This window comes from Pseudomonas sp. S3_G06 (genome assembly GCF_054667565.1).
Genome location: NZ_CP162738.1, coordinates 3,152,681 through 3,178,505, shown reverse-complemented (window position 1 = coordinate 3,178,505; position 25,825 = coordinate 3,152,681). Strand labels below are relative to the sequence as shown.

Below are 25,825 nucleotides of genomic sequence, written 5' to 3'. Positions count from 1 at the left end.
CAGGCCAGCACGCGGCGGCGTTGTCCTACAGACATAAAGCCGCAGCACCGGCGGCCGATAACCCACTATCAGTACTCATCCAAGGAAGGCCCCGATGACCGCCATTGGCACGCTAAGCCCCGGTAGCAGCGGCATTGCTGCTTCGCCGGAGGTAACCGGTCCCGACGCTGCAATCGACCGCGACGACGCCTTGTCGCATACGGCAACCCCGACCTTGGTCGAGGGCGTCAAAGTGTCGCTGTCCGGCGCGGCCATCGCCAAATCCGCCGCTGTCGGCGGCGAAAACAGTGACATCGACAACAGTGGCTTGCCGGAGAACATCCAGCAGTTGCTGAAGATGATTCGCAAGATCCAAAAAGAAATCATCGAGAAAAAAGCCCGCATGGCGGCGGTCATGTCAGACAGAACCCTCTCCAACGAGGAAAAGATCAACAAGCTCGCCGCATTACGTGGCGCCATCGCCGCCCTCAACAGCGGCCTGATCACCGCCAACCTTTCCTTGTCGAAAGTCATGAACCAGTCGGCGCTCAACCCTGATCAGAACCTCAAGGTCGGCTCGTTGCTGACCAAGCCTTAAATCACTCGCGAGAAACGCTGGCGGTTCTGCTGCTCCAGGTACGCATCGAAAACCATGCACACCGAGCGCACCAGCAATCGGCCAGCCGGCAGCACCTCGATGCGCTCGCGCTCGAGCCTGATCAGGCCATCCTCGGCCATACCTTGCAACTGCGGCCACAGCGCGCCGAAGTAGCCTTGAAAATCGATGTTGAACTGCTGCTCGATCTCGGCGAACTCAAGTTTGAAATTGCAGATCAGCTGCTGAATGACTGCACGGCGCAAGCGGTCGTCGGCGTTGCACACCAGGCCGCGACTGGTCGCCAGCTGCGCGCTGGCCAGGCTGTTCTGATACGCGTTGAGGTCGCTGCTGTTCTGGCAGTACAAATCACCAATCTGGCTGATCGCCGACACGCCCAGACCAATCAGGTCGCAATGGCCGTGGGTGGTGTAACCCTGGAAATTGCGTTGCAGGGTCTGCTCTTCCTGAGCGATGGCCAGTTCGTCATCAGGCAAGGCGAAGTGGTCCATGCCGATGTAGCGGTAGCCGGCAGCGGTCAGTTGCTCAATGGTGCGCTGGAGCATTTCCAGCTTGTGCGCCGGGCTCGGCAAGTCGCTGCTGTTGATCCGCCGTTGCGGCATGAAGCGTTCCGGCAGGTGCGCGTAGTTGAATACCGAGAGGCGATCCGGTTGCAGACTGATCACTTCCTCGACGGTGCGGGCGAAATTGTCCGGTGTCTGCTTTGGCAGGCCGTAGATCAGATCAATGTTGATCGAGCGAAATTGCAGGGTTCGCGCCGCATCGATCACCGCGCGGGTTTCTTCCAGACTTTGCAGGCGATTGACCGCACGCTGCACCGCCGGGTCAAGATCCTGCAGGCCAATGCTGACCCGGTTGAAACCCAGTTCGCGCAGCAGGCCCATGGTCGACCAGTCGGCTTCGCGCGGGTCGATTTCAATGCCGTAATCGCCCGAGTCATCGTTGAGCAGATTGAAATGCTTGCGCAGGTGCGCCATCAACTGACGCAACTCGTCGTGGCTGAGAAAGGTCGGTGTGCCGCCACCGAAATGCAGTTGCTCGACGGTTTGCGCCGAGTCGAGGTGACAGGCAATCAACTGGATTTCCTGCTCGAGCCGTTGCAGATACGGCTGCGCACGGCCGCGATCCTTGGTGATGACCTTGTTGCAGGCGCAGTAGTAGCAAATGTTCGCGCAGAACGGCACATGCACGTACAGCGACAGCGGCCGCTGCGCCTTGCGGCTGTCGCGCAGGGCGTGGAACAGGTCGAAAGTGCCGACCTGACCGTGAAATTGCACGGCGGTCGGGTACGAGGTGTAGCGTGGCCCCGCCAGATCGTAGCGGCGGATCAGATCAGAGTCCCAACGAATGGCGTCGAGCATGCGGGCATTCCCCCGGATAGGCTGGCAGTGTGGCGAGTCTAGGGGAGGGCGTTACAGGGCATCTTGATTTGCATCAACGGCGAGGATTTGTGTTGTTCGTGCGGGCGTCTTCGCGAGCAGGCTCGCTCCCACATTGGATTTGCAGCGTACTCAAGACCTGTGGGAGCGAGCCTGCTCGCGAAGGCCGCGCCACACACTTAATGGCCCATAAGCCAATGCTGATGCGGGCCGGGAAGGGTCCATAAGCCGAACAGAATCACCAACAACCCGCCCGCCATGCGCACGCTGCGTTTGCGCAAGATCGCGGTCACCCGTTCAGCCGCCAGCCCGGTGGCGAGCAGCACCGGCCAGGTGCCGAGGCCGAAAGCGAGCATCAGCAACGCACTGTCCAGCGCATTGCCCTGACTCGCGCTCCACAGCAAGGTGCTGTAAACCAGCCCGCACGGCAGCCATCCCCACAGCGCACCGAGCAGCAAGGCACGTGGCAGGCTGGAAACCGGCAGCAAGCGATTCGCCACCGGTTGAATAAAGCGCCACAAACCACGCCCGAGCGCTTCGATACGCGTCAACCCGCTCCACCAACCGGCCAGGTACAAGCCCATGGCAATCAGCAGCAACCCGGCCAGTACGCGCATGAACAGCGCCGCCGGGCTGTTGGCGACGGCCCAGCCGGCGAGGCCGATGAGCAATCCCGCCGTGGCATAACTGAGAATCCGCCCGAGGTTATACGCCAGCAACAGACGAAAGCGCCGGCTGCGCTGCTCTTTGGGAATCGCCAGGGTCAGCGCGCCCATCAGGCCGCCGCACATGCCCAGACAATGGCCGCCACCAAGCAGGCCGAGAATCAGCGCCGAGACCAGCAGGGGCGCCAGTTCAAGCATGGGGCGGCGCCTTGTCGTCCGGTTTGCCGGCGTTGGCTTCGTCCACCGCAGCGGTGTGGTTCGGATCCTGATCGTCAAAAAGGATGCTGTGCGCCGGGCCGTCGAGGTCATCGTACTGACCGCTGTCCACCGCCCAGAAGAAGATGTACACGGCGATGGCGACGATCAGCAAGGCAGCGGGAATCATCACATAGAGAGCTGGCATCGGTAACTCCAGGCCCGCGCGGCTCAGGCCGGCAGCGGACGGGTTTGGGGCGTGCTGCCGGCGGCCGGCGCGCTCGGCAGGCGAGTCAGGCGCAGGGCGTTGAGCACCACGGTCAGCGAACTGATCGACATGCCGACCGCCGCCCACACCGGAGTGATCCAGCCGAGGGCGGCGAACGGCAACATGAGGCCATTGTACAGCGCTGCCCACAGCAGGTTTTCGATGATTACCCGGCGCGTGCGTCGCGCCAGTGTAAATGCTTGCACCAGGGCGTCGAGGCGGTTGGACAGCAACACCGCATCGGCGCTGGTTTTCGCCAGATCGGTGGCCGAGCCCATGGCCACGCTGATATCGGCCGCAGCCAGTACCGGCACGTCGTTGACGCCGTCACCAAGCATCAACACTTTGCGTCCTTCCTTGTGCAGTTGTTGCAGCACTTGCAGTTTGTCATCGGGGCGCAAGCCGCCACGGGCCTCGTCGATGCCCAGTTCGGCGGCGACACTGGCGACCATCGGCGAACTGTCGCCGGACAACAACAAGGTGCGCCAGCCCCGCGCCTTGCAGGCCGCGAGCAGAGCGGGAGCGTCGTCACGCAGACGATCATCGAGCACCAGCCACGCCAGCGGCCCGTGGGTGTCAGCGAGCAGCAACCATTGTCCGGCTTCATCAGGCATTGACGGCAGTGCCGCGCCGCTCAGGGCGCAGGCAAATTCGGCCTGACCGATGCGCAAGCGTTGCTCACCGACCACGCCTTCCAGGCCCAGCCCCGGTGTGCTGTGTACGTCCTCGGCGGCCAGCGGCGCACGGCCGAAAGCGCGAGCGATCGGGTGTTCCGAACGGTTTTCCAGCGCAGCGGCGAGGCTCAGGCATTGCTCGCTGTCGAGCCTGCCGAGCGGGCGAATCGAGCGCAGCACCAAGCGACCTTCAGTGAGCGTGCCGGTCTTGTCGAAGATCACCGTGTCGATCTGGTTCAAGCCTTCCAGCACATGACCGCGGGTCAGCAGCAGGCCGAGTTTGTGCAGGGTGCCGGTGGCGGCGGTGAGGGCGGTCGGCGTCGCCAGCGACAGCGCGCAGGGGCAGGTCGCCACCAACATGGCGAGGACGATCCAGAACGCCCGCGCTGGGTCCAGCTGCCACCACAGCAGGCCGATCACTGCCGCAGCAATCAGCGACAGCAGCAAAAACCATTGCGCGGCGCGGTCGGCGATTTCCGCCAGACGCGGTTTCTCCGCCTGAGCGCGATCGAGAAGGCGCACGATCGCGGAGAGACGCGTGTCCTGTCCCAGCGCCTGCACTTCGACGGTCAATGCGCCTTCGACGTTGAGCGTGCCCGCAGTGACCGCATCACCGAGCGTGCGTGGCTGTGGCAGGTATTCGCCGGTCAGCAGCGATTCGTCGATGCTCGACTGGCCGTCGATGATCTTGCCGTCAGCCGGCAGAATCGAGCCCGGCTGCACCAGAATCCGCTCGCCCACGCGCAACTCGCTGAGCAGGATGCGTTCGCTCTGGCCATCGCTATCCAGGCGCAGGCACGAGGCCGGCAACAGGTTGACCAGTTGCGCAGTGGCGGCAGCGGTGCGTTCGCGGGCGCGGCGTTCCAGATAACGCCCGGCGAGCAAAAACAGCGCGAACATGCCGACCGCATCGAAGTACAGCTCGCCGACCCCGGTGATCGACGTCCAGATTCCGGCGATGTAAGCACTGCCGATCGCCAGTGAAACTGAAACGTCCATGGTCAGGTGTCGGGTGCGCAAATCGCGCATCGCGCCTTTGAAGAACGGCGCGCAGCTGTAGAACACGATGGGTGTGGTGAGAAACAGCGCGACCCAGCGCAGGATTGTGTGCAGCTCCGGGCTCAGATCGATGTTGAATTCCGGCCAAGTGGCCATGGTCGCCATCATCGCCTGAAACCACAGCAGACCGGCGACGCCGAGTTGGCGCAGGGCCAGACGATTCTCGCTGACCAGTTGTTCGCTGGCGCGGTCGGCCTGGTACGGGTGTGCAGCGTAACCAATGTGGCGCAGCTCGGCGAGGATCTGGCTCAGCGGCAATTGTGAGTCGGCCCAACGTACGTGCAAGCGATGGTTGGACAGGTTCAACCGCGCTTCGGCGACGGCGGGCAGGGTCCGCAGGTGTTTCTCGATCAGCCAGCCGCAAGCGGCGCAACTGATGCCTTCCATCAACAGGGTGGTTTCGGCCAGATCGCCTTCGTGGCGCACGAACGGTTGCTGCACGTCGGCGCGGTCGTACAGCGCCAGTTCATCGCTCAGTTGCACCGGCAGCGCTTCGGGATTGGCCGAGGCTTCGCTGCGGTGCTGGTAATAGCTTTGCAGACCACCGGCGACGATGGCTTCGGCCACCGCCTGACAGCCCGGGCAGCAGAACTCGCGGGCCTGCCCGAGGACGACGGCGGTGAAGCGGCTGCCGGACGGGACGGGCAGGGCGCAGTGGTAGCAGGGGGTTGGGCTGGTCATGGTGCGCGTTCCGATGATCGTTCCCACGCTCCGCGTGGGAATGCCTCCCCGGACGCTCCGCGTCCGCTTCGGCTGGGACGCGGAGCGTCCTGGCTGCGTTCCCACGCAGAGCGTGGGAACGATCAGAGTAAAAGGCTTATTTTTTCAGGTCTTCCGCGCCCTGCAATGGCTCGTCACCCAGCAGCAGTTCCTTGTCATGGCTGACCAGCTCTTCTTCGAACATGCGCCACACGTGCTCATCCTGACTTCCGAGCAATTCGACAAACCGCCGACCTTCAACCTTGTCGCTCAACTGGCCGATGTAGCGCCCGCTCTCGCTGCCACTGCGGGTCAAAACAATCTTGCGATCCTTCTCCGGCTGGGTCGGCGAGATCAGGTTCAGTTCCAGGGTTTGCGGCTGGCTGTCACCGTTCAAGCGCAGATCGACTTCCCCGGTCACGTCATCCAGATGCACCGCTGCACGCAGCTTCAGGGTTTGCGCCAGCAGCTCGCGATCCAGTGAACGGTTGATGCCTTTGCCCGCTTCGTAATAGTTGTCGTTGACCAGGTTGTCCGGGTTGTTCACCGCGATGGTCACCATCGACAGGGTCAAGGCCACCGAGCAGGCCAGAATCGCGATGATGATCCACGGCCAGAGGTGCTTGTACCAGGGACTTGCGGCGTTTGCAGCGGGCATGTTCAAAATTCTCTCAACGGATTTGTGGGCCGATGAATCGGCTCTTGGCTTCAACGTGGACGCTGTTGTCATCGGCGTCCTTGAGGATGAATTTCACCTCGTTGGTGCTCGATGGCAGTTGTTCCGGTGCGCTGGACAACTCGACCGGCATGCTGACGATATCGCCGGCGGCCACCTTGATCTCGCGCTTGCCTTGCAGGCGCAGGTCCGGCAGGCCCTCGGCTTGCAGCAGGTAAGTGTGGTCGCGCTGATCCTTGTTCATGATCTTCAGGCTGTAGACGTTTTCGATCCGGCCTTCAGCGTTTTCGCGGTACAGCACGCGGTCTTTGCTGACGTCGAAACCGACCAGCGAACGCATGAAGAACGCAGCGACCAACAGGCTGATCATCGCCAGCAGCACCACGGCATAGCCGATCAGGCGCGGTCGCAGTTTATGGGTTTTCTGCCCGGAGAGGTTGTGTTCGGTGGTGTAGCTGATCAGCCCGCGCGGGTAATCCATCTTGTCCATGATGCTGTCGCAGGCATCGATGCACGCAGCGCAGCCGATGCACTCGATCTGCAGGCCATCGCGGATGTCGATGCCGGTCGGGCAGACCTGCACGCACATCGTGCAGTCAATGCAATCGCCCAGCCCCAGCGCCTTGTAATCGATGCCTTTCTTGCGCGGCCCACGGCTTTCACCACGGCGCGGGTCGTAGGAAACGATCAGCGTGTCCTTGTCGAACATCACGCTCTGGAAGCGCGCATACGGGCACATGTAGATGCACACCTGCTCACGCAACCAGCCGGCATTGCCGTACGTGGCGAGGGTGAAAAAACCGACCCAGAAATACGACCAGCCATCGGCCTGACCGGTGAAGAATTCGATGACCAGTTCGCGGATCGGCGAGAAGTAACCGACAAAGGTCATGCCGGTGACAAAACCGATCAGCAGCCACAGCGAGTGCTTGGCCAGCTTGCGCAGGAATTTGTTGGCGCTCATCGGCGCCTTGTCGAGCTTGATCCGCTGGTTGCGGTCGCCTTCGGTGACCTTTTCGCACCACATGAAAATCCACGTCCACACACTCTGCGGGCAGGTATAACCACACCAGACGCGCCCGGCATAGACAGTGATGAAGAACAGGCCGAACGCGGCAATGATCAACAGCCCCGAGAGCAGGATGAAATCCTGTGGCCAGAATGTCGCGCCGAAGATGAAGAACTTGCGCTCCGGCAGGTTCCACCACACCGCCTGGTGACCGCCCCAGTTCAGCCACACCGTGCCGAAATACAGCAGAAACAACGCCGCACCGCCGAGCATCCGCAGATTGCGGAACAGGCCGGTGAAGGCACGGGTGTAGATTTTTTCTCGTGAGGCATAAAGATCGACGCTGTTGTTCGCGTTCTTGCTCGGCGGCGTGACGTCGTGTACCGGAATCTGATTGCTCATCATTGCATCCCACGGCAGTGGAAAAATGCCTCGGTCGATACGTGCCAACCGAAGTCAAAAAGGGCTGTTGCAGTAGCGTGATGATACGCCTGCCGCTCTGGCTCAAGGGTGCGACCTTTGGTCGCGTTGGGTAAAAAATGCGGATGGTGTAGCGATTGCGCAAAAGCCTGACGCAGATCAATTGACTTGTTGAGTATGGACGGTTTTGCCGAAGCGGCTAGTTCATCTTTTCAATCGCTTGTCCAAGCAACAACCGTCGATGTCGCAAGTTGAACGACAAATCGTCCGTCGTTGCCACTTCGGCTACAAGAGCCATAGATTGAATTGGCTGCCTGTTGCAAGTTGTTGGGTCTGAAACATATAAACTTGATTGTTGTTTATGAATGCTTTGAAGTTTTAGCTGTGTTCGCATAAGTTTTGCTCTCGCGAAATTCTTTTGCGTATTGATAGTTAACTTAAATGGAATTTAAAAGCATGAATTTTAATAATCTCAAGAGCATCTTTGTGGGTGCCTGGATGTTAGCTTCGGCTATTACCGCTCAGGCCACCACTGACATGCCGAAACACATGGTGTTTGCTTCGGATACTCAATATCCGTGGACGGACAAGACCGATCGCCGCATACCCGAATCCGATTCCGAATTCAAAGAGCGCTCGAAATGGCTGGTGGAAACCCAACTTGCGAGCATTGCCGAATTCAGAAATCAACACGGCTCTCAAGCGCAGGTTCCCTTGATGATCAATGGTGATATAACCGCATTTGGGCATGGCTGGCAGCGCTCGTTCATGAAGGATCTGCTGGATAAACATTTCAAGGGCGAATATCTTTACGGGCTTGGTAATCACGACTATGAAAACAATGTCGATGATTGCTTTAGCAATAGCTGTGCGGCAGGAAGTATCGTCGAGTTCAAAGAGCATCATGAAGGTAAGGTCGATAACTTCGATCTGAAGATTACCAGTGGCTTTCTGAGCAAGACCTATTCCGGCAGTCTCGCCTATTCGAAAAATATCGGCGAAGTGCATATGGTTCAGCTCAACAACGAACCGACCTATACCGCCCGCATTGCTCATCCATTGAACCCGACGACGTTCGAAATCAACGATGCACTGGACTGGCTCGAGACGGATCTCAGGCTGGCGCGAGCGTCGGGCTACGCCATCATCATCAACATGCATAAACCGTTGAACCACATGGGAACCCAGGCGCAACAGAAACGCTTCCACGACATGGTCAACAAATATCGAGTGACGGCGATTTTTGCCGGCCATTTGCACGAGGACGGAGGTGATGCCTATCAGGAAGGTAACGTGCCCATGTACCTGAGTGGCAGCACCTCTCAGCAAACCTATCTGATTGCCAGTTTCACTGAGGATCGCAAGCAACTCCAGGTGTACCTGGTGAAGAACAACCAATGGCGCAATCGAACGTTGATCGACACCACTGTGGTGCATTCAATCTTTGCCCAACGCCCCTGACAAAAGCCCCGCCGCTGATAGGGCGGGGTCTTCATCAGTCAGTTGTTGGCAGCGATCCATGGGTTGATCAGATTGACGCCGCTGTGTTGGAAGTCCGCAATGTTGCGAGTTACCAGCGTAAGCCCGTGTACAAGCGCGGTGGCGGCGATCAAGGCGTCGCGTTCATTGCTGCGGTCGGGAACATGCAATCGTGCGCACCGGATGGCGACGCTGCTATCGACCGGCAGGATTCTGCCAGAGAACGCCGGTTTGACATGATGTTCCAGCCAGTTGCGCAGCAGCTGGCCTTGTGAAGGGTCACGACGTTCGATACGCAGGACGCCCGTTTCCAGTTCCAGCACAGTGATTGCGGATAGATACAGGCTGGCTGGGGAAATGCTGTTTGCCCATTTCACCACATGCCTGTCGGCTTGGTTTTTCCGCAGCTCGGAAACTACATTGGTATCCAGCAGAAACATCAGGAAAGGTCCACGCTGCGAGGAGTGATGACGGCGCGCTCGGGTTCGAATTCGATTTCAAGCGCATCCGGCATTGCCAGTAGCTCAACGATGCTGGTCTGGCAACCCGTCAGTTTCTGGTACTCCTCGATGCTGAGCAACACGTGGGCAGGCCTGCCTCGGTCAGTAATGATCACTGGACCTTGATGCGTGGCTTTTTTGGCTGCACTGGTGTCCTGGTTGAACTCGCGGCTGGAAATAGTGGTGATGGCCATCATGTTTGGCCTCCAGAAATTCTGATGTAGGAACGTTACTACCTTGAGATTTCCCCCGCAATCGGAAAGGCGGGTAGAGGACGATCGGTCTGTCACTTTCATAAGGGCACCGGCGAAAGCGCCTCCCGCCAAGGCGTGAGGCACTGGATATGGGGCGTAAACTCGGTGTTTTTGCTGCCCTTGTCAGAGCAATCTACCGCCGCCGAGGCCGTCGAGTCCGCCACCGTCACCGGGGCTGTTCATGGTTTGCTGTGATACCTCGAGTAACGGTTTCACAGATGTTCGTTCGAACCCTGCCCTATGGGTAGAGCCGGGTTGAGGCTGATTTTGCAGTGTGCTTCGGTCATCTTTCGACATTGGGGCTTCATCCTTGAAGTGGAGCCGATATGGCTTGTCGGGGCGAAAAAAAACCTACCGTGCATTTCAGCTCAGGTCCATCGAGCAAGCGTTTCGAATCGTGAATGCCAGCATGAAAAAAGGCCCCGCCAATTCCCATTGGCGGGGCCTTTTTTGCTTCAAGCGTTGGCCTTACTCAGCCTTCGCCTCCGGTGCTTTTTCACCGTGAGACAGGCTGTAAACATACGCCGCCAGCAGGTGCACCTTGTCATTGCCCTGCAGTTGTTCCTGCGCCGGCATCTGGCCCTGACGGCCGTAGCGGATGGTCTGCTGCAGTTGCGCGAAGCTCGAGCCGTAGATGAATGCGCCCGGATGGGTCAGGTCAGGCGCACCCATGGCCGGGGTGCCTTTACCGGCAGGGCCGTGGCAAGCCACGCAGTTGGCGGCGAAGAGTTTCTGGCCGTTGGCCGGGTCGGCTTTGGTGCCTTCCGGCAGTTTGCGCCCGTCGAGGTTGGTCACCACGAAGGCCGCTACGTCAGCCACGCCTTGCTCACCGATCACTTCAGCCCATGCCGGCATCACCGCGTGGCGGCCGCCCATGATGGTGGTCTTGATGGTTTCCGGCTCACCGCCCCAGCGCCAGTCGGCGTCGGTCAGGTTGGGGAAGCCATAGGCGCCCTTGGCGTCGGAACCGTGGCACACCGAGCAGTTGGACGCGAACAGACGGCCGCCCATTTTCAGTGCTTGCGGATCCTTGGCAACTTCTTCGATCGGCATCGCCGCGAACTTGGCGAAAATCGGACCGAAGCGAGCGTCCGAACGGGCCATTTCCTTTTCCCACTCGTGGACGCCGGTCCAGCCGGTCTGGCCGTTGGCGAACGCGGTCTGCTTCTCGGTATCCAGATAGTTGTAGCCCGGCAGCAGACCTTTCCAGTTGCCCAGACCCGGGTACAGCACCAGATAACCCAGCGCAAAAATGATGGTGCCTACGAACAGCATGAACCACCATTTCGGCAGCGGGTTGTCGTACTCCTCGATCCCGTCGAAGGAGTGGCCGACCGTCTCGTCCGTCTGTTCGCTGCGCTGGCCCTTGCGGGTCGACAGCAGCAGCCAGGTCAGGGCGAAGATCGTACCGAGACTGAGGACTGTGACGTACAGACTCCAGAATGTAGTCATTCTTTGTTACTCCTAGAAGCTTGCTCGACGTGCTTGACGGCTTCGGGATCATCGGCGAAAGGCAGCATGGTCGCGTCTTCAAATTCCGACTTGCGCTTGGGGCTGAACACCCACAAAGCCAGACCGATGAAAGCCACCATCACGACCACGGTGCCCAGGCCTCGAATCATCCCGATATCCATCAGATTCACCGTTTGCTTTTGATGATGGTGCCCAGGCCTTGCAGATAGGCCACCAGCGCGTCCATTTCGGTTTTGCCCTTCACGGCATCCTGTGCACCGGCGATGTCTTCGTCGGTGTAAGGCACGCCGAGGGTGCGCAAGACTTCCATTTTTTTCGCGGTTTCCTTGCCGTCGAGCTTGTTTTCCACGAGGAACGGGTAAGCCGGCATTTTCGACTCGGGGACCACGTTGCGCGGGTTGTACAAGTGCGCACGTTGCCAGTCATCGGAGTAACGACCGCCCACACGGGCCAGGTCCGGACCGGTACGTTTGGAACCCCACAGGAACGGGTGATCCCAGACGCTTTCACCGGCAACCGAATAGTGGCCATAGCGTTCGGTTTCAGCGCGGAACGGGCGGATCATCTGCGAGTGGCAGCCGACACAACCGTTGGCGATGTACACGTCGCGGCCTTCCAGTTCCAGCGCCGAGCGCGGCTTCATGCCCTCTACCGGCTTGTTGGTGACGTCCTGGAAGAACAGCGGAACGATTTGGGTCAGGCCACCGACGCTGACGGCGATGACCATGAAGAAGGCCAGCAGGCCAATATTCTTCTCGACAGCTTCATGCTTCATCAGTGAGCTCCAACGACGGCAATCTTGGCGGCGGCTTCGGCTTCAACCGGATCCGACGCACGAACGGTGCGGTACACGTTGTAAGCCATCAGCAGCATGCCGCTGGCAAAGAAAGCACCGCCCAGCGCACGGACGATGAAGCCCGGGTGGCTGGCCTGCAGCGCTTCGACGAACGAGTAGGTGAGGGTGCCGTCATCGTTGATTGCACGCCACATCAGGCCCTGGGTGATGCCGTTGACCCACATCGACGCGATGTAGAGCACGGTACCGATGGTCGCAAGCCAGAAGTGCGCATTGATCAGCCCGGTGCTGTGCATTTGCGCCCGGCCGAACAGTTTCGGAATCATGTGGTAGATCGCGCCGATCGAGATCATCGCTACCCAACCGAGGGCGCCGGCGTGTACGTGGCCGATGGTCCAGTCGGTGTAGTGCGAGAGCGAGTTGACGGTCTTGATCGCCATCATCGGCCCTTCGAAGGTCGACATGCCGTAGAACGCCAGCGACACCACGAGGAAGCGCAGGATCGGGTCGGTGCGCAACTTATGCCAGGCGCCCGACAAGGTCATCATGCCGTTGATCATGCCGCCCCAGCTTGGCGCCAAGAGGATGATCGACATCGCCATGCCCAGCGATTGTGCCCAGTCCGGCAGGGCGGTGTAGTGCAGGTGGTGCGGGCCGGCCCAGATGTACAGGGTGATCAGCGCCCAGAAGTGAACGATCGACAGACGATAGGAGTAGATCGGACGTTCGGCCTGTTTCGGCACGAAGTAGTACATCATCCCGAGGAAACCGGTGGTCAGGAAGAAACCCACCGCGTTGTGGCCGTACCACCACTGGATCATCGCGTCAGTGGCACCGGAGTAAGCCGAATACGACTTGAACAGGCTGACCGGCAGCGACATGTGGTTGACGATGTGCAGCATCGCGGTGACGACGATGAACGCGCCGTAGAACCAGTTGCCAACGTAGATGTGCTTGGTTTTGCGCTTGGTGATGGTGCCGAAGAACACCAGACCGTAAGTGACCCAGACAATCGCCAGCAGAATCGCGATCGGCCATTCCAGTTCGGCGTATTCCTTGGTGGTGGTGTAACCCAGCGGCAAGGTAATGATTGCGCCGACGATGACCGCTTGCCAGCCCCAGAAGGTGAAGGCCGCGAGGCTGTCGGAAATCAGTCGCGTCTGGCAGGTTCGCTGCACGACATAGTAGGAAGTGGCAAACAGTGCACAACCGCCGAAGGCGAAAATCACCAGGTTTGTGTGCAACGGGCGCAAGCGTCCAAAGCTCGTCCACGGCAGACCGAAGTTCAGTTCCGGCCAGACCAGTTGCGAGGCGATGAAGACACCGAGCCCCATGCCAAGGATCCCCCAGACCACCGTCATGATGGCGAACTGGCGGACTACCTTATAGTTATAAGCAGTCGGACTGATTGCTGTGCTCATTCTAAGGTTCCACGGTTTGGGTATTTTTATAGGGATAAAATCGGCCGCAAGTATGTATAAAGCAGGGGGTCATTGCAACGCGCCATGACCTGGGTCAATGCTTCCCAACGCTGATTCTGCGGCCTTTCCATGCGCCGCGTAGGGTCAAAAATGGCCTCTGACAAAATGTCGCAGTGGGCGTAAAAAGCCCGCAATCCGGATCGCCGTCAACGGTGCCCGTTCACAGGTCGTGATCGGGGGATTGAGGGCAATCGGCGCAACAGCCGTTATCTACCTGCGTTTGCGGCGAATCCATCAGCCGGTTCACGGCGTGCATCGTTCGGGATTGATCTGGAAACCGACTTCAGCCGGTCCGCTTCGATGAAGCGTAGACCCGAATCCGGGGTTCCGAAAGGAGAGGATCCAAGGGGTGCGACAATGCGTCGCAAAGGGGCGGGAAACTGCCGCAGCGAGAAAGCTGCGGCAGTGGTGTACGCAATTGCTATTTTTTGTTGTCTTCAGTTATCAGTTTTGCTGTGTTCAATCCGTGGCTAAGGCTGTACACATAAGCGGCTAGCAATTGCACTTTATCGTTGCCCAGCAATTCATTCTGCGCCGGCATATGCCCCTGACGACCATGGCGAATGGTCTGCTCCAGTTGGGTCAGGCTGGTGCCATAAATGAAGCCGGCCGGGTGGGTAAGATTCGGTGCGCCCATGGCAGGGGTGCCTTGGCCAGTTGCGCCGTGGCAAGCCACGCACGTGGTGCTGAACGCCTGCTGCCCGGCTTGCAGGTCTGCCTTGCTGTCGGCAGGTAGCGGCAGGCCGGCGAGTTCGTGGCGCACGTAGGCGGCAACGTTTTTCACCCCGGCCTCACCGAGCACTTCGCCCCAGGCCGGCATGGCCGCCATGCGGCCGCCCATGATGGTGGTCTTGATCGTCTCGGCATCGCCGCCCCAGCGCCAGTCGCTGTCGGCGAGGTTAGGGAAGCCGAACGCACCCTTGGCATCCGAGCCGTGGCACACCGAGCAATTGGAGGCGAACAGACGACCGCCCATTTTCAGCGCCTGCGGATCCTTGGCCACTTCTTCCAGGGGCATGGCGGCGAATTTGGCGAAGATCGGCCCGAACCGGGCGTCCGCCTTGTTCATTTCCTTTTCCCATTCGTGCACGCCGGTCCAGCCATCCTCATAGCCGGGCAGGATGCCTTTCCAGTTGCCCAGGCCCGGATAGAGAATCAGATAACCCACCGAGAACACCAACGTGCCGGCGAACAGCATGAACCACCACTGCGGCAGCGGGTTGTCGTACTCCTCGATGCCGTCGAAGCTGTGGCCCATGGTCTGGTCGACGCTGCCCTTGGTCTCGCCCCGACGGGTGCCGATCAGCAGCCAGGTCAGGCCGATCAGGCTGCCAATGGTCAGTACGCAGATCCACGTACTCCAGAAGGTGGTCATGGCCGGGTACTCCTTGTTTCAGGGGCTGAAATTGTTTCGGGTAGTGGCTCGTCGGCGAACGGCAGCAGGCGTGCTTCGGCGAATTCCGGGGTGCGCTTGCGGTTGAACACCCACAAGGTCAGGCCGACGAACGCTACAAACACGACAACCGTGCCCAAACCGCGGATCAGGCCAGTGCTCATCTCAATGACCATGGCTCACCTCTTGCTCTTGATCGCAGTGCCGAGCACTTGCAGATAGGAAACGAGGGCGTCCATTTCGGTCTTGCCCTTGAGGCTGGCGACCGCGCCGCTGATGTCGTCGTCGGTGTACGGCACGCCGAGGGTGCGCATGGTTTTCAGCTTGGTTTCGGTGTGGCTGCTGTCGACCGCTTGGGTGACCAGCCACGGATAGGCCGGCATCTTTGATTCCGGCACAACGTTGCGCGGGTTGTACAAGTGCGCGCGGTGCCAGTCATCCGAGTAACGCGCGCCGACCCGGGCGAGGTCCGGACCGGTACGTTTCGAACCCCACAGGAACGGGTGATCCCAGACGCTTTCGCCGGCAACCGAGTAGTGGCCGTAGCGTTCGGTTTCAGCGCGGAACGGGCGGATCATCTGCGAGTGGCAACCGACGCAGCCTTCGCGGATGTAGATGTCGCGGCCTTCCAGTTGCAGCGCGGTGTAGGGCTTCATGCCTTCCACCGGTTTGTTGGTGACGTCCTGGAAGAACAGCGGGACGATCTGGGTCAGGCCGCCGATGCTCACGGCGAACACCATCAGCAGCATCAGCAGGCCGACGTTCTTTTCAATCGTTTCGTGTTTCATGGCGGACTCCTCAGGCCATCTGCGCGGCAGCGACGACGTCGGCAGGCTGCGAGGCCCGCACGGTGCGCCAGGTGTTGTAGGCCATCAGCAACATGCCGCTTAAGAAAATCGCCCCGCCGATCAGTCGCACGACAAAGCCCGGATGACTGGCCACCAGGGTTTCGACGAAGGAATAGGTCAGCGTGCCGTCCTCGTTGACTGCGCGCCACATCAGGCCCTGGGCGATACCGTTGACCCACATCGAGGCGATGTAGAGCACGGTGCCGATGGTCGCCAGCCAGAAATGCGCATTGATCAGGCCGACGCTGTGCATCTGCGCCTTGCCGAAGATTTTCGGGATCATGTGGTACAGCGCGCCGATCGAAATCATCGCCACCCAGCCGAGGGCGCCAGCGTGAACGTGGCCGATGGTCCAGTCGGTGTAGTGGGAGAGGGCGTTTACCGTCTTGATGGCCATCATCGGCCCTTCGAAGGTCGACATGCCGTAGAACGCCAGCGACACCACGAGGAAGCGCAGGATCGGGTCGCTGCGCAACTTATGCCACGCGCCCGAGAGGGTCATCATGCCGTTGATCATGCCGCCCCAGCTCGGTGCCAGCAGGATCAGCGACATCACCATCCCCAGCGACTGTGCCCAGTCCGGCAGCGCGGTGTAGTGCAAGTGGTGCGGGCCGGCCCAGATGTACAGGGTGATCAAGGCCCAGAAGTGCACGATCGACAGGCGATATGAATACACCGGACGCTCGGCCTGTTTCGGCACGAAGTAATACATCATGCCGAGGAAGCCGGCGGTGAGGAAAAAGCCCACAGCGTTGTGGCCGTACCACCACTGCACCATGGCGTCGGTTGCACCTGCGTACACCGAGTAGGACTTGGTGAAACTCACCGGCAATTCAAGGTTGTTGACGATGTGCAGGATCGCCACGGTGATGATGAACGCGCCGAAGAACCAGTTGCCCACATAGATGTGCTTGGTCTTGCGCTGCATGATCGTGCCGAAGAACACGATCGCGTAGGCAACCCAGACGATGGTGATCATGATGTCGATCGGCCATTCCAGTTCGGCGTATTCCTTGGAGCTGGTGTAACCCAGCGGCAGGCTGATCGCCGCCAACAGGATCACCAGCTGCCAGCCCCAGAAGCAGAACGCGGCGATTTGCGGCGCGAACAGTTGCGTCTGGCAGGTGCGTTGCACCGAATAAAAAGAGCTGGCGAACAGCGCGCAGCCACCGAAGGCGAAGATCACCGCGTTGGTGTGCAGCGGGCGCAGACGGCCGAAACTGGTCCAGGGCAGATTGAAGTTGAGTTCCGGCCAGACCAATTGCGCCGCGAGAAAAACCCCGAGGCCCATGCCGACGATGCCCCACACCACCGTCATAATGGCGAATTGGCGGACCACCTTGTAGTTGTAGGCGGTACTGATAGAAGTGTTCATGGTTCCCCATCCACGGTTCAGCCGAAGTGAGCGCGCAAACGGCGCGAATCCTTCGTCTGGAGTTATAGGCAGACTAAAAGCGAGGCAAGCATGGACAAACAGCACAAGGCCAGTATTGACGGGGATCAATGGGCGCAGTGTGTGCGCGATCATGGGTGGCTTTGGGATGCCGCTGTCGGTGAGGCTTCGGCAACCTTGATTCTGGCGCACGGGGCGGGGGCGCCGATGGATAGCGAGTGGATGAACGACATGGCTGGGCGCCTTGCCGGGCTTGGGGTCAACGTGTTGCGGTTTGAGTTTCCGTATATGGCGCAGCGGCGGGTGGATGGGGTGAAGCGGCCGCCGAATCCTGCTGGCAGGTTGCAGGAATGTTGGCGGGAGGTGTTTGCGCTTGTGCGGCGTCATGTCGCTGGGGTTTTGGCGGTTGGCGGCAAGTCGATGGGCGGGCGGATGGCGAGTCTGGTGGCGGATGAGTTGGGGGTGGATGCGTTGGTGTGTCTGGGGTATCCGTTTTATGCGGTGGGGAAGCCGGAGAAGCCTCGGGTTGAGCATTTGGCTTCGTTGCGCACGCGAGCGTTGATTGTGCAGGGGGAGCGGGATGCTCTGGGGAATCGCGAGGCGGTTGAGGGGTATTCGTTAGCGCCGGGGATTGAGGTGTTTTGGTTGGTGGCGGGGGATCATGATTTGAAGCCGCTGAAGGTTTCTGGGTTTACGCACTCCGATCATTTGGCGGGTGCTGCGCAGAGGGTGGCTGAATTTCTCCGTGACTGATTTTGAGTCGGGCCGGATTTTGCGTTGCATGAAGATCAGCTCCCTTTCCCCCTCGCCCCCTTGGGGAAGAGGGTTTGATCTGGGGGGGGGTAGCTTTTGATCTTGCTCTTGGGGGCATATCCGTTGCTTCGGGAGCTGCGGCTGGCGGTTTCGCCTGACGGCGACTTACTTTTTTACAAGCGCCGAAAAAAGTAAGCAAAAAACGCTAGCTCCTACGTTCGGCCCTCGCAAGCTCGGGTTCCTTCGCTCCGGGATCGATCCGGGCGCAGCGGCTCCGGTTTGCTTCGCTGCACCTCCTTCCGCTGTGTCTGGCTGCGCCAGACGGTCGCTACGCTCCCACCCCCGGATCAATCCCTCCACTCAGCCTTCCGACGTCGCCGGTGGATCAAGATCAAGAGCACTCGAGCTTGCGCTCATTGTTGAGTGGGGCGGCTTCGCCGCGGGCAGCTGCGCTGCTTTGCTTTTCTGCTTTTTGTGGGAGCGAGCCTGCTCGCGAAGGCGGCCTGACAGCCGACCATTATCCACCGGCCGGGCTCAATCCCTGTGGGAGAGCACTCGAGCTAACGCTCATTGTTGAGTGGTGCGGCTTTGCCGCGGGCAGCTGCGCTGTTTTGCTTTTCTGTGGGAGCGAGCTTGCTCGCGAAGGCGGCCTGACAGCCGACCACTATCTACCGGCCGGACTCAATCCCTGTGGGAGCTGGCTTGCCAGCGATGGCAGCCTCCAAGTCGACCAATCCCCCACTGATGTACCCGATCCAAATGTGGGAGCGAGCCTGCTCGCGAAAGCTCCCTTCCAGACGACCTCAAACCACCTGCCTGTCAGAGGCAATCCCTGCACTTAAACATCATCAAATAGCCACGTTTAAACTACACGATCCGTTACGCCATCCCGGCTACAACTTCTTGCGCTATTGCCTACGCCTACGCCAGAATCCGCCGGCTTACGCGGCTATGAGGTTGGCTATATCGTTTCTCGGTCACTGACAAAAGGCAGTGATCGGGTTTGGTAGCCCGTCTCTAAGCGTCATGACGCCATATGCAGTCTCTGTAGAGACTCGATTTATGGTGGCCATGCGTGGGGCTCCTTCGGGAGCGCCGGGTTTCCTGCTTAGACCGGTCTACCAACCTGCGTATGGTCGCCACCCTCGTTTGGTAGCGAGAGTGATGACTCCTTATTTTTCTAAGTAGGAGCTTCATCTATGTTCAAAGTAACCCCCAACCCGCCACCCTCCCACGACCGCGCACTAGACCCGCAAAAAATCCAGGAAGCCACCGACCGCGCCCTCGATTACTACCTCAAACCTGAAGACCTGGCAGCCCCGCCAAGTTCACCGAAATATCGCCCGATCTACGTTGTCGACCCCACGCTGGATGACGAAACCCTGTTGGTCGAGGCCTGCGAGTCGCTTTCATACGCCCATGCCATGGCCGGTAACATCGCCAACTCGATAGGCGGCCCGGAGCGCAAACCGCTGCTGGCGCTGCAACAGGTGATCATGCTGAACGAACTGTTGGTCAATCGGTTACTGGACAAACTGAAGCTGCCTCAATAAGTTCGCTGGCTTTTATGGCCTCTTCGCGAGCAGGCTCGCTCCCACAGGGGATCGTCGTCGGGCACATATCTGTGGTCACCGCATATCGGATGTAGGGTGAGCCTGCTCGCGATGTTGGCCTGACGACCAACCGGCCTCTTACTGATGCACCCGGTCCAAATGGGGGGGGGCGAGCTTGCTCGCGAAAGCGGCATCCCAGACAACACCAAAATCACAGGCCAACTTCCCGCTATTTCTTTGCGGTATATCAAACAGTATCCGGCAATGCCTCAAAATATTGTTTGGCTTTCAGATCATCTCTTTTTAAATTGAAAGTACCTTTGGGTCTTATTTGTTCGGGGGTTTCGTCGGGTTTTGTTTTTGCAAATGTCGCTTCGAATTCGCCTTCAACAGTCCCTTTTACAGGATCCAGCTTAATGCTCAGTGTCGCATCACCCGCCGCGATAACTCGCCAGCCTTTAAGTTCGCCCTTCTTTATTGAATGTCTGTGGTCACAGTACAAGCCCGCTGCAAGCGTATAAGTGCCTTCCAGGATGTCCTCGTTGATATACGGCACTGCGAGCATAAAACCAAAAAGATCCTCTGAATCAACGGTGCCTACGGAGCCGTAAAATATCCATGAGTTATCAGTTGTCGTGCTTGAGTTATAGAATAATGTTCTTTGGGCTTCGGTTGATAAAGAATCGATCTGCCACTGAAATTCGTTGTCCTCTGTTTCGAAGTTATTTATCTGCGGGATGTTATTTTTGTTATAAAAATCTCTGAAGTTCACGATGAAATCCTTCTGTCTCGTAGGGGGATCCCGTCGATTGATCGGACGGTAATTCATAGATATTCAGTTTCTAAAATGTTGTCTACTGTCAGAGTTGTCAGCTAGACATAGTTCGCAGAATGTGCTTTTTGCTTATTTTTTTGTTTCAGGTAATAAAAAAACCGGAAGCTTTAGCTGTCCGGTTTTTTTATCCTGCTAGAGCAATCAGCGGTTAAACCGCGCCACCAACGAATACTGCGTGTTGGCCGTCTTCGTCAGCTCTTCACTCAACAACGCCGAGTTATGCGCTTGCTCGGACGTCTGATCCGCCAGTTCCGAGATATTGCTGATGTTACGGCTGATCTCTTCAGCCACGGCACTTTGCTCTTCGGTCGCGGCGGCGATCTGGGTGGTCATGTCGGTGATGTTGGCCACTGCTTCGCTGATGCCGACCAGTGCCTGATCCGCTTCCAAGACCCGTGCAACGCCTTCTTCGGCCTGGCGATGCCCGGCTTCCATGGTTTGCACGGCGCTGGAGGCGGTCTGCTGCAACTTGGCGATCAGGGCATGAATCTGGCCGGTGGATTCGCTGGTGCGTTGCGCCAGTTGGCGGACTTCGTCAGCCACGACCGCAAAACCACGGCCCATTTCACCGGCACGCGCTGCTTCAATTGCAGCGTTGAGGGCGAGCAGGTTGGTCTGGTCGGCGATGCCTTTGATCACGTCGACCACACCGCCGATTTCGTCGCTGTCCTTGGCCAGTTGCGTCACGGTCACGCCGGTTTCGCCGACGACCACCGACAGGCGCTGGATCGCTTCGCGGGTTTCCCCGGCGATGTCGCGGCCACGCCCGGTCAGGCGGTTGGCTTCCTGGGTGGCGTCAGCGGTGCGCTGTACGTGGCTGGCGACTTCCTGGGTAGTGGCGGCCATCTGGTTAACGGCGGTGGCGACCTGTTCGGTTTCCACGCGCTGGCGTTCCAGACCGGTCGAGCTGTTGTGCGCCAGGGCGTCGGACTGCTTGGCCTGATCGGTCAGGTGCTCGGCAGTGTCCTGCAAGCGGGTCAGGCAGGTTTTCAGGCGTGCTTCCTGGCTGAGGATCGACATTTCCAGACGCGCCTGCGCGCCACGGCTGTCGGTGTACATCTGCGCGATCAGCGGGTCGGAGGTGGTCTGTTCGGCCAGGCGCAGCAGACGCTTGAGCCCGCGTTGCTGCCATTGCAGGCCCATCAGGCCCAGCGGCACCGAGAGACCGGCGGCGAGGGCGAAGCCCCACTGCGAGTTCAGCGTCGCGCCGATCATGAAGCTCAGCTGGCTGACCAGAATGAACGGCAGCCAGTCCTGCAGGAGCGGCAGCCATTTGTCCGTCGAAGGAATCGCCGACTTGCCCTGGTTGATGCGTTGGTAGAGCGCTTCGGCGCGGCGGATCTGTTCAGCGGTGGGCTTGACGCGCACCGACTCGTAACCGATCACCTGATTGCCTTCGAACACCGGTGTTACATAGGCGTTAACCCAATAGTGGTCACCGGATTTGCAGCGATTCTTGACGATGCCCATCCATGGCAAGCCTTGTTTCAGTGTGCCCCACATGTGCGAGAACACCGCCGACGGCACGTCAGGGTGACGGACCAGATTGTGCGGCGCCCGGATCAGTTCCTCCCGCGAAAATCCGCTGATTTCAACGAACGCGTCGTTGCAGTAGGTGATCACGCCCTTGGCATCGGTGGTGGAAATCAACCGTTGCTGAGCTGGAAAGGTCCGCTCGCGTTGTGTAATGGGCTGGTTGTTACGCATGGTTTTTCAATCCGCAAGGCTTTGAATGGTTGTCGGCGCCGACAGGTTTTTATTGAAGTTTTTTTTCAGATTTAAGTACGGCGTCGCAGAACCGCGCTTGCGTCAACTGGCCAGCATCGGATAGGTGAACAGGCCGAAGTGCAACAGGTTCAGGCCGAAATGGGTGGCGATCGCCGCGCCCAGTCCGCCGAAACGGTAGGCCAGACCATAGCCGACCCCGGCCAGTCCCGCCAGCAACACCCAGGTCCAGCCAGCACCGGCATGCACCAGACCAAATAGCAGCGAGGCCAACAGCAGCGCGAGGTTGTCGCCGTAGGGCAGGTGCTTGAAGCGACGGCTGAGTCCGCCCTGTATATAGCCGCGAAACAGGGCTTCCTCGACCAGCGTCACCAGCAGCAGATTGTTCAGCACCCACAGCCAGGCCTGATCCGGCCATTTCGGCGCCCAGGCGATCACGCCGAGCAACAATGCGCCGCCGAGGGCGAGAATCGCGCACAGCGTCAGGGCGAGGGCGGTGGCATAGACCGTCAGGCGCAACGAACGCCGCGCGACAATCCACGGACAAACCAGCAGCAACCAGAAGCCCACCAGCGGTTTGTCGAGATTGAGGTACATCGCGAACGGCACGGCGTTGTCAGTCAAACGTTGCGGATTGATCACCCGGCCGTTGGCGAAGCCCGGCAGCCAGTGCAGCGCCAGTGCCACCGCCAAAACGATGAACAGGCCATGGCCAAGCCAGCGCGCAAACGGTACTTGTTGCTGACGCACGGCGAATGCGGCGAACAGCAAAAGCCCCACGGAGATCAATGCCAGCCAACCGAGCTGGCCGTAGCTCAGGGCCAATCCGTAACCGAGGCTGAGCAGCGCGAGATAAAGCCAGGGCAACGCCTTCATCGAAAGTCCTTGTGCGAGATTTCTGGAAGGGGCTTTCTACACGGGCGAGGGAGGTGGGACAAGTGAAGGTGTGGCAGTGATGCCAGACACAAATCAAATGTGGGAGCGAGCCTGCTCGCGAAAGCGGTCTTCCAGATGACGTCACTGGCGACTGACAATCCGCTTTCGCGAGCAGGCTCGCTCCCACAGGTTTTGCATTCGGCTGGATATCAGCGCAGGCCCAGTTTGGCCGCCGCGCGCTCGGTAATCTCGGTACGCAACTTCAACGAAGGCGCCGCGCGCAACCGCGCCTCATCGATCACCGCGCTCGGCGCCACGTCCGGGCTCCCAGCGTTGAACGGCGGTGCCGGGGCATATTCCAGTTGCAACTGCACCAGTTGCGCCGTATCGGCATCGACCAGTTCCGCTGCCAAGACCAAGGCAAAATCGATCCCGGCAGTGATTCCGCCACCGGTAAACAGATTGCCGTCGCGTACCACCCGATCCTTCACCGCAACCGCGCCCAGGGTCGGCAGCAACTGGTGATACGCCCAATGCGTGGTCGCGCGCTTGCCCTGCAACAGACCCGCCGCGCCGAGCACCAGCGAGCCGGTGCACACCGAGGTCACGTAACGTGCCTGCGCGGCCTGGCGTTTGATGAAATCCAGCGTCTGCTGATCTTCCATCAGCGGCCCGACGCCACTGCCGCCGGGCACGCAGATAACGTCCAGATCCGGGCAATCCTCGAAAGTTGTCGTCGGTTTCAGCAGCAGGCCGGTGCTGGACGTCACCGGCATCAGGTCCTTCCAGACCAGATGCACCTGCACGCCGGGCAACGAGGCGAGCACATCGTAGGGGCCGGTCAGGTCGAGTTGCTGGACCTGCGGGAATAACAGAAAACCGATCTGCAGCGTCATCGTTCTTGCTCCGTTGAAAGAAGTGGACGACTGCACTGTAGGCGCGTAGGTTCTGGCGCATACGCCAATCACCCCACGAATTACGCCAAATGCCTAAAGCCATTCACGTTCTCGCGTTCGCCAACATGCAGATTCTCGATGTTACCGGGCCGTTGCAGGTGTTTGCCTCGGCCAACGATCTTGCCCGCCAGCGCGGCTTGCCGACGCCCTATGCGCCGAGCGTGATTGCCAGCGGTGGCGGGGTGGTGATGTCATCGGCGGGCCTGGCGGTGCTCGCCGAACCGTTGCCACAAACGCCCAGCGACACCTTGATCATCGCCGGCGGCTGGGGCATTTATCCCGCCGCCGAAGACCAGCAACTGGTCGACTGGGTGCGCGAGCACGGCACTCATTGCCGGCGCGTGGCTTCGGTATGCACCGGGGCCTTTCTGCTCGCGGCCAGCGGCTGGCTCGATGGCCGCCGCGTGGTCACCCATTGGACGCGCTGCGAGCAACTGGCCGCGCAACATCCCAATCTGCACGTGGAAGCCAATCCGATTTTCATCAACGACGGCCCGGTGTGGACTTCCGCCGGGGTCACGGCCGGTATCGATCTGGCGTTGGCCATGGTCGAGGAAGATCTCGGCCGCGACATCGCCCTCGACGTCGCCCGGCACTTGGTCGTCTTCCTGAAACGCCCGGGCGGGCAGTCGCAATTCAGCGTGACGCTGTCGCTGCAACAACAGGGCAACCGCTTCGATGAACTGCATGCCTGGATCGCCGAGAACCTGACCTGCGACCTCGGCGTCCCGACCCTCGCCGAACAGGCCGGCATGAGCGAACGCAGTTTTATCCGCCACTACCGCGCCGACAGCGGCCAGACTCCGGCGCGGGCGATCGAATTGATCCGCGTGGAAACCGCTCGACGACTGCTCAGCGATACCGGCCTGCCGGTGAAACGTATCGCCGCCAATTGCGGCTTTGGCAGCGAAGAGACGTTGCGGCGCAGTTTTCTCCGTGCCATTGGCGTGACGCCACAGGCTTATCGCGAGCGGTTTTCGGTCAGCGTTGCAACAGATCCAGTATCGCCTTGAGGGTCTCCTGCGGCGCTTCTTCCGGGATGTTGTGGCCGACACCCGCCACCACGCGCCGCTCATAAAAGCCGCTGAAATGTTCGGCATCTTCATCAACCGCCGCAGGCGGGCCGACGCCATCATCGCCACCGCACAGCGAAATGCTCGGCACGCTGATCACCGGCTGTGTGGCCAGCGCTTCTTCCATCCACTCCAGGGCTGGATCGCCCGGGGCGTAGCCGAAGCGATGCCGATAGGAATGAATCACTACGTCGACAAAATCAGGATTATCAAAAGCGCCAGCGGTCAGCGGGTAGCGTTGATCCTTTCGCGCCCATGTCGGCGACCACAGCCGCCAGAGCAACTGACACAACTCCCGGCGATTCTGCTTAAGGCCCTCGACGCCACGCGGCGTGTGGAAGTAGTACTGATACCAGAGCCGATGCTCGTCTTCGGGGTCCAACGGCTGGTTCGCATGGGCGATGTCCTGCACGAGGTAGCCGTCGCCGCTGACCAGTCCGCGCACCCGCGCCGGAAACAACGCCGCGACAATACACGCCGCCCGACCGCCCCAGTCATACCCGCAAAGCATGGCCTGTTCGATACCCAGCGCATCCATCAGATCGAGCAAGTCCTGCGCCATCGCAGCTTGCTGGCCGGAGCGCAGGGTTTGCGCACTGTTGAACCGGGTCGCCCCGTAACCGCGCAAGTACGGCACGATGACGCGGTAGCCTCGCGCGGCCAGCGCCGGGGCGACTTCGTCGAAGGTGCGCGGGGAATAGGGGAAGCCGTGGAGCAGAATTACCGGGGCGCCGTTGTTCGGGCCATGCTGTTCGTAGGCAATGGTCAGAAAAGGCGTAAGGACTGACTGAATCATGA

The 25,825-nt window shown here is 59.8% G+C and carries 26 protein-coding genes; 5 read left to right on the top strand and 21 right to left on the bottom strand.

What is annotated here, in order from left to right:
* The first annotated feature begins 94 nt into the window (after positions 1 to 94).
* Positions 95 to 577 (top strand): hypothetical protein, encoded by a 483-nt coding sequence (locus AB4N47_RS14190; RefSeq protein WP_341637979.1) that lies wholly within the window; start codon positions 95 to 97, stop codon positions 575 to 577.
* Here the strand turns inward: AB4N47_RS14190 and hemN are convergent.
* The 6 genes from hemN to ccoG form a co-directional block, all read right to left on the bottom strand.
* Positions 574 to 1,956 carry an oxygen-independent coproporphyrinogen III oxidase gene (gene hemN, locus AB4N47_RS14185; protein WP_341637978.1) on the bottom strand — a complete coding sequence of 461 codons (1,383 nt, stop codon included), beginning with the start codon at positions 1,954 to 1,956 and terminating at the stop codon, positions 574 to 576. The two genes, AB4N47_RS14190 and hemN, sit on opposite strands and share 4 nt — an antisense overlap.
* A gap of 197 nt (positions 1,957 to 2,153) precedes the next feature.
* Entirely contained in the window at positions 2,154 to 2,837 is a 684-nt protein-coding gene (locus tag AB4N47_RS14180; protein WP_041479091.1) for a sulfite exporter TauE/SafE family protein, read from the bottom strand.
* Positions 2,830 to 3,042 carry a cbb3-type cytochrome oxidase assembly protein CcoS gene (ccoS, locus tag AB4N47_RS14175; protein ID WP_039763029.1) on the bottom strand — a complete coding sequence of 71 codons (213 nt, stop codon included), beginning with the start codon at positions 3,040 to 3,042 and terminating at the stop codon, positions 2,830 to 2,832. Before ccoS ends, AB4N47_RS14180 begins: the two co-directional genes overlap by 8 nt.
* Before the next feature lie 23 nt (positions 3,043 to 3,065).
* The gene (locus AB4N47_RS14170; RefSeq protein ID WP_341637977.1) at positions 3,066 to 5,516 is read right to left on the bottom strand and encodes a heavy metal translocating P-type ATPase; all 2,451 of its coding nucleotides are present in this window, start codon (positions 5,514 to 5,516) and stop codon (positions 3,066 to 3,068) included.
* 136 nt (positions 5,517 to 5,652) lie between these two features.
* A complete protein-coding gene (locus tag AB4N47_RS14165) occupies positions 5,653 to 6,192 on the bottom strand; it encodes a FixH family protein (RefSeq protein ID WP_056784237.1) in 540 nt (179 codons plus the stop codon).
* Between the two features lie 13 nt (positions 6,193 to 6,205).
* Positions 6,206 to 7,621 carry a cytochrome c oxidase accessory protein CcoG gene (ccoG, locus tag AB4N47_RS14160; protein WP_041479087.1) on the bottom strand — a complete coding sequence of 472 codons (1,416 nt, stop codon included), beginning with the start codon at positions 7,619 to 7,621 and terminating at the stop codon, positions 6,206 to 6,208.
* A 474-nt stretch (positions 7,622 to 8,095) separates the two neighbouring features.
* Between ccoG and AB4N47_RS14155 the strand changes: the two genes are divergently transcribed.
* Positions 8,096 to 9,100, top strand: coding sequence for a metallophosphoesterase family protein (locus tag AB4N47_RS14155; RefSeq protein WP_445941203.1), 1,005 nt, complete (start codon positions 8,096 to 8,098; stop codon positions 9,098 to 9,100).
* Between the two features lie 38 nt (positions 9,101 to 9,138).
* Here the strand turns inward: AB4N47_RS14155 and AB4N47_RS14150 are convergent, their stop codons facing one another.
* The 10 genes from AB4N47_RS14150 to ccoN (AB4N47_RS14105) all read right to left on the bottom strand — a co-directional run bounded on the left by AB4N47_RS14150 (position 9,139) and on the right by ccoN (AB4N47_RS14105) (position 17,238).
* A complete protein-coding gene (locus AB4N47_RS14150; RefSeq protein WP_341637976.1) occupies positions 9,139 to 9,558 on the bottom strand; it encodes a type II toxin-antitoxin system VapC family toxin in 420 nt (139 codons plus the stop codon).
* Positions 9,558 to 9,812 (bottom strand): type II toxin-antitoxin system Phd/YefM family antitoxin, encoded by a 255-nt coding sequence (locus AB4N47_RS14145; RefSeq protein ID WP_038861980.1) that lies wholly within the window; start codon positions 9,810 to 9,812, stop codon positions 9,558 to 9,560. The genes AB4N47_RS14150 and AB4N47_RS14145 overlap by 1 nt, the downstream gene beginning before the upstream one ends.
* Positions 9,813 to 10,340: 528 nt before the next feature.
* Positions 10,341 to 11,324: a cytochrome-c oxidase, cbb3-type subunit III gene (gene ccoP, locus AB4N47_RS14140; protein ID WP_024012333.1), complete on the bottom strand. Its 984-nt coding sequence runs from the start codon at positions 11,322 to 11,324 to the stop codon at positions 10,341 to 10,343.
* Positions 11,321 to 11,506 carry a cbb3-type cytochrome oxidase subunit 3 gene (locus AB4N47_RS14135; RefSeq protein WP_122700475.1) on the bottom strand — a complete coding sequence of 62 codons (186 nt, stop codon included), beginning with the start codon at positions 11,504 to 11,506 and terminating at the stop codon, positions 11,321 to 11,323. The genes ccoP (AB4N47_RS14140) and AB4N47_RS14135 overlap by 4 nt, the downstream gene beginning before the upstream one ends.
* A 5-nt stretch (positions 11,507 to 11,511) precedes the next feature.
* On the bottom strand, positions 11,512 to 12,120 hold the full coding sequence (gene ccoO, locus AB4N47_RS14130; RefSeq protein WP_007917161.1) for a cytochrome-c oxidase, cbb3-type subunit II: 609 nt from the start codon (positions 12,118 to 12,120) through the stop codon (positions 11,512 to 11,514).
* Positions 12,120 to 13,562, bottom strand: a complete 1,443-nt coding sequence (gene ccoN, locus AB4N47_RS14125) for a cytochrome-c oxidase, cbb3-type subunit I (RefSeq protein ID WP_024012334.1) — start codon at positions 13,560 to 13,562, stop codon at positions 12,120 to 12,122. The genes ccoO (AB4N47_RS14130) and ccoN (AB4N47_RS14125) overlap by 1 nt, the downstream gene beginning before the upstream one ends.
* A gap of 481 nt (positions 13,563 to 14,043) precedes the next feature.
* Complete coding sequence (gene ccoP / locus AB4N47_RS14120) at positions 14,044 to 14,997, bottom strand: cytochrome-c oxidase, cbb3-type subunit III (RefSeq protein ID WP_341637975.1); 954 nt, start codon at positions 14,995 to 14,997, stop codon at positions 14,044 to 14,046.
* Entirely contained in the window at positions 14,994 to 15,191 is a 198-nt protein-coding gene (locus AB4N47_RS14115) for a cbb3-type cytochrome oxidase subunit 3 (protein ID WP_041479081.1), read from the bottom strand. The genes ccoP (AB4N47_RS14120) and AB4N47_RS14115 overlap by 4 nt, the downstream gene beginning before the upstream one ends.
* Before the next feature lie 3 nt (positions 15,192 to 15,194).
* Positions 15,195 to 15,803: a cytochrome-c oxidase, cbb3-type subunit II gene (ccoO, locus tag AB4N47_RS14110; RefSeq protein WP_003223389.1), complete on the bottom strand. Its 609-nt coding sequence runs from the start codon at positions 15,801 to 15,803 to the stop codon at positions 15,195 to 15,197.
* A gap of 10 nt (positions 15,804 to 15,813) precedes the next feature.
* Complete coding sequence (gene ccoN / locus AB4N47_RS14105) at positions 15,814 to 17,238, bottom strand: cytochrome-c oxidase, cbb3-type subunit I (RefSeq protein WP_217879672.1); 1,425 nt, start codon at positions 17,236 to 17,238, stop codon at positions 15,814 to 15,816.
* Positions 17,239 to 17,328: 90 nt separating this feature from the next.
* Between ccoN (AB4N47_RS14105) and AB4N47_RS14100 the strand changes: the two genes are divergently transcribed.
* Positions 17,329 to 18,009 (top strand): alpha/beta family hydrolase, encoded by a 681-nt coding sequence (locus tag AB4N47_RS14100; RefSeq protein ID WP_341637974.1) that lies wholly within the window; start codon positions 17,329 to 17,331, stop codon positions 18,007 to 18,009.
* A gap of 1,199 nt (positions 18,010 to 19,208) precedes the next feature.
* Positions 19,209 to 19,562, top strand: coding sequence for a DUF6124 family protein (locus AB4N47_RS14095; protein ID WP_016773880.1), 354 nt, complete (start codon positions 19,209 to 19,211; stop codon positions 19,560 to 19,562).
* A gap of 247 nt (positions 19,563 to 19,809) precedes the next feature.
* On the opposite strand, the gene AB4N47_RS14090 is transcribed toward AB4N47_RS14095, so the two are convergent.
* The 4 genes from AB4N47_RS14090 to inhA form a co-directional block, all read right to left on the bottom strand.
* Positions 19,810 to 20,334, bottom strand: a complete 525-nt coding sequence (locus AB4N47_RS14090; RefSeq protein WP_341637973.1) for a hypothetical protein — start codon at positions 20,332 to 20,334, stop codon at positions 19,810 to 19,812.
* A gap of 204 nt (positions 20,335 to 20,538) precedes the next feature.
* On the bottom strand, positions 20,539 to 22,104 hold the full coding sequence (locus AB4N47_RS14085) for a methyl-accepting chemotaxis protein (protein ID WP_341637972.1): 1,566 nt from the start codon (positions 22,102 to 22,104) through the stop codon (positions 20,539 to 20,541).
* A 102-nt stretch (positions 22,105 to 22,206) separates the two neighbouring features.
* Positions 22,207 to 22,998 (bottom strand): CPBP family intramembrane glutamic endopeptidase, encoded by a 792-nt coding sequence (locus tag AB4N47_RS14080; protein WP_341637971.1) that lies wholly within the window; start codon positions 22,996 to 22,998, stop codon positions 22,207 to 22,209.
* Between the two features lie 209 nt (positions 22,999 to 23,207).
* Complete coding sequence (inhA, locus tag AB4N47_RS14075; RefSeq protein ID WP_341637970.1) at positions 23,208 to 23,894, bottom strand: isonitrile hydratase; 687 nt, start codon at positions 23,892 to 23,894, stop codon at positions 23,208 to 23,210.
* Positions 23,895 to 23,983: 89 nt separating this feature from the next.
* Between inhA and AB4N47_RS14070 the strand changes: the two genes are divergently transcribed.
* Positions 23,984 to 24,967 (top strand): GlxA family transcriptional regulator, encoded by a 984-nt coding sequence (locus AB4N47_RS14070; protein WP_341637969.1) that lies wholly within the window; start codon positions 23,984 to 23,986, stop codon positions 24,965 to 24,967.
* On the opposite strand, the gene AB4N47_RS14065 is transcribed toward AB4N47_RS14070, so the two are convergent.
* Positions 24,936 to 25,823, bottom strand: coding sequence for an alpha/beta fold hydrolase (locus AB4N47_RS14065; protein WP_341637968.1), 888 nt, complete (start codon positions 25,821 to 25,823; stop codon positions 24,936 to 24,938). The genes AB4N47_RS14070 and AB4N47_RS14065 overlap by 32 nt on opposite strands.
* Between the last annotated feature and the right edge of the window lie 2 nt (positions 25,824 to 25,825).

Excerpts from the sequence above, each read along its gene's own strand:
- AB4N47_RS14190 (WP_341637979.1), top strand. The coding sequence starts at position 95 with ATGACCGCCATTGGCACGCTAAGCCCCGGTAGCAGCGGCATTGCTGCT.
- hemN (WP_341637978.1), bottom strand. The coding sequence starts at position 1,956 with ATGCTCGACGCCATTCGTTGGGACTCTGATCTGATCCGCCGCTACGAT.
- AB4N47_RS14180 (WP_041479091.1), bottom strand. The coding sequence starts at position 2,837 with ATGCTTGAACTGGCGCCCCTGCTGGTCTCGGCGCTGATTCTCGGCCTG.
- ccoS (WP_039763029.1), bottom strand. The coding sequence starts at position 3,042 with ATGCCAGCTCTCTATGTGATGATTCCCGCTGCCTTGCTGATCGTCGCC.
- AB4N47_RS14170 (WP_341637977.1), bottom strand. The coding sequence starts at position 5,516 with ATGACCAGCCCAACCCCCTGCTACCACTGCGCCCTGCCCGTCCCGTCC.
- AB4N47_RS14165 (WP_056784237.1), bottom strand. The coding sequence starts at position 6,192 with ATGCCCGCTGCAAACGCCGCAAGTCCCTGGTACAAGCACCTCTGGCCG.
- ccoG (WP_041479087.1), bottom strand. The coding sequence starts at position 7,621 with ATGAGCAATCAGATTCCGGTACACGACGTCACGCCGCCGAGCAAGAAC.
- AB4N47_RS14155 (WP_445941203.1), top strand. The coding sequence starts at position 8,096 with ATGAATTTTAATAATCTCAAGAGCATCTTTGTGGGTGCCTGGATGTTA.
- AB4N47_RS14150 (WP_341637976.1), bottom strand. The coding sequence starts at position 9,558 with ATGTTTCTGCTGGATACCAATGTAGTTTCCGAGCTGCGGAAAAACCAA.
- AB4N47_RS14145 (WP_038861980.1), bottom strand. The coding sequence starts at position 9,812 with ATGGCCATCACCACTATTTCCAGCCGCGAGTTCAACCAGGACACCAGT.
- ccoP (WP_024012333.1), bottom strand. The coding sequence starts at position 11,324 with ATGACTACATTCTGGAGTCTGTACGTCACAGTCCTCAGTCTCGGTACG.
- AB4N47_RS14135 (WP_122700475.1), bottom strand. The coding sequence starts at position 11,506 with ATGGATATCGGGATGATTCGAGGCCTGGGCACCGTGGTCGTGATGGTG.
- ccoO (WP_007917161.1), bottom strand. The coding sequence starts at position 12,120 with ATGAAGCATGAAGCTGTCGAGAAGAATATTGGCCTGCTGGCCTTCTTC.
- ccoN (WP_024012334.1), bottom strand. The coding sequence starts at position 13,562 with ATGAGCACAGCAATCAGTCCGACTGCTTATAACTATAAGGTAGTCCGC.
- ccoP (WP_341637975.1), bottom strand. The coding sequence starts at position 14,997 with ATGACCACCTTCTGGAGTACGTGGATCTGCGTACTGACCATTGGCAGC.
- AB4N47_RS14115 (WP_041479081.1), bottom strand. The coding sequence starts at position 15,191 with ATGGTCATTGAGATGAGCACTGGCCTGATCCGCGGTTTGGGCACGGTT.
- ccoO (WP_003223389.1), bottom strand. The coding sequence starts at position 15,803 with ATGAAACACGAAACGATTGAAAAGAACGTCGGCCTGCTGATGCTGCTG.
- ccoN (WP_217879672.1), bottom strand. The coding sequence starts at position 17,238 with ATGAACACTTCTATCAGTACCGCCTACAACTACAAGGTGGTCCGCCAA.
- AB4N47_RS14100 (WP_341637974.1), top strand. The coding sequence starts at position 17,329 with ATGGACAAACAGCACAAGGCCAGTATTGACGGGGATCAATGGGCGCAG.
- AB4N47_RS14095 (WP_016773880.1), top strand. The coding sequence starts at position 19,209 with ATGTTCAAAGTAACCCCCAACCCGCCACCCTCCCACGACCGCGCACTA.
- AB4N47_RS14085 (WP_341637972.1), bottom strand. The coding sequence starts at position 22,104 with ATGCGTAACAACCAGCCCATTACACAACGCGAGCGGACCTTTCCAGCT.
- AB4N47_RS14080 (WP_341637971.1), bottom strand. The coding sequence starts at position 22,998 with ATGAAGGCGTTGCCCTGGCTTTATCTCGCGCTGCTCAGCCTCGGTTAC.
- inhA (WP_341637970.1), bottom strand. The coding sequence starts at position 23,894 with ATGACGCTGCAGATCGGTTTTCTGTTATTCCCGCAGGTCCAGCAACTC.
- AB4N47_RS14070 (WP_341637969.1), top strand. The coding sequence starts at position 23,984 with ATGCCTAAAGCCATTCACGTTCTCGCGTTCGCCAACATGCAGATTCTC.
- AB4N47_RS14065 (WP_341637968.1), bottom strand. The coding sequence starts at position 25,823 with ATGATTCAGTCAGTCCTTACGCCTTTTCTGACCATTGCCTACGAACAG.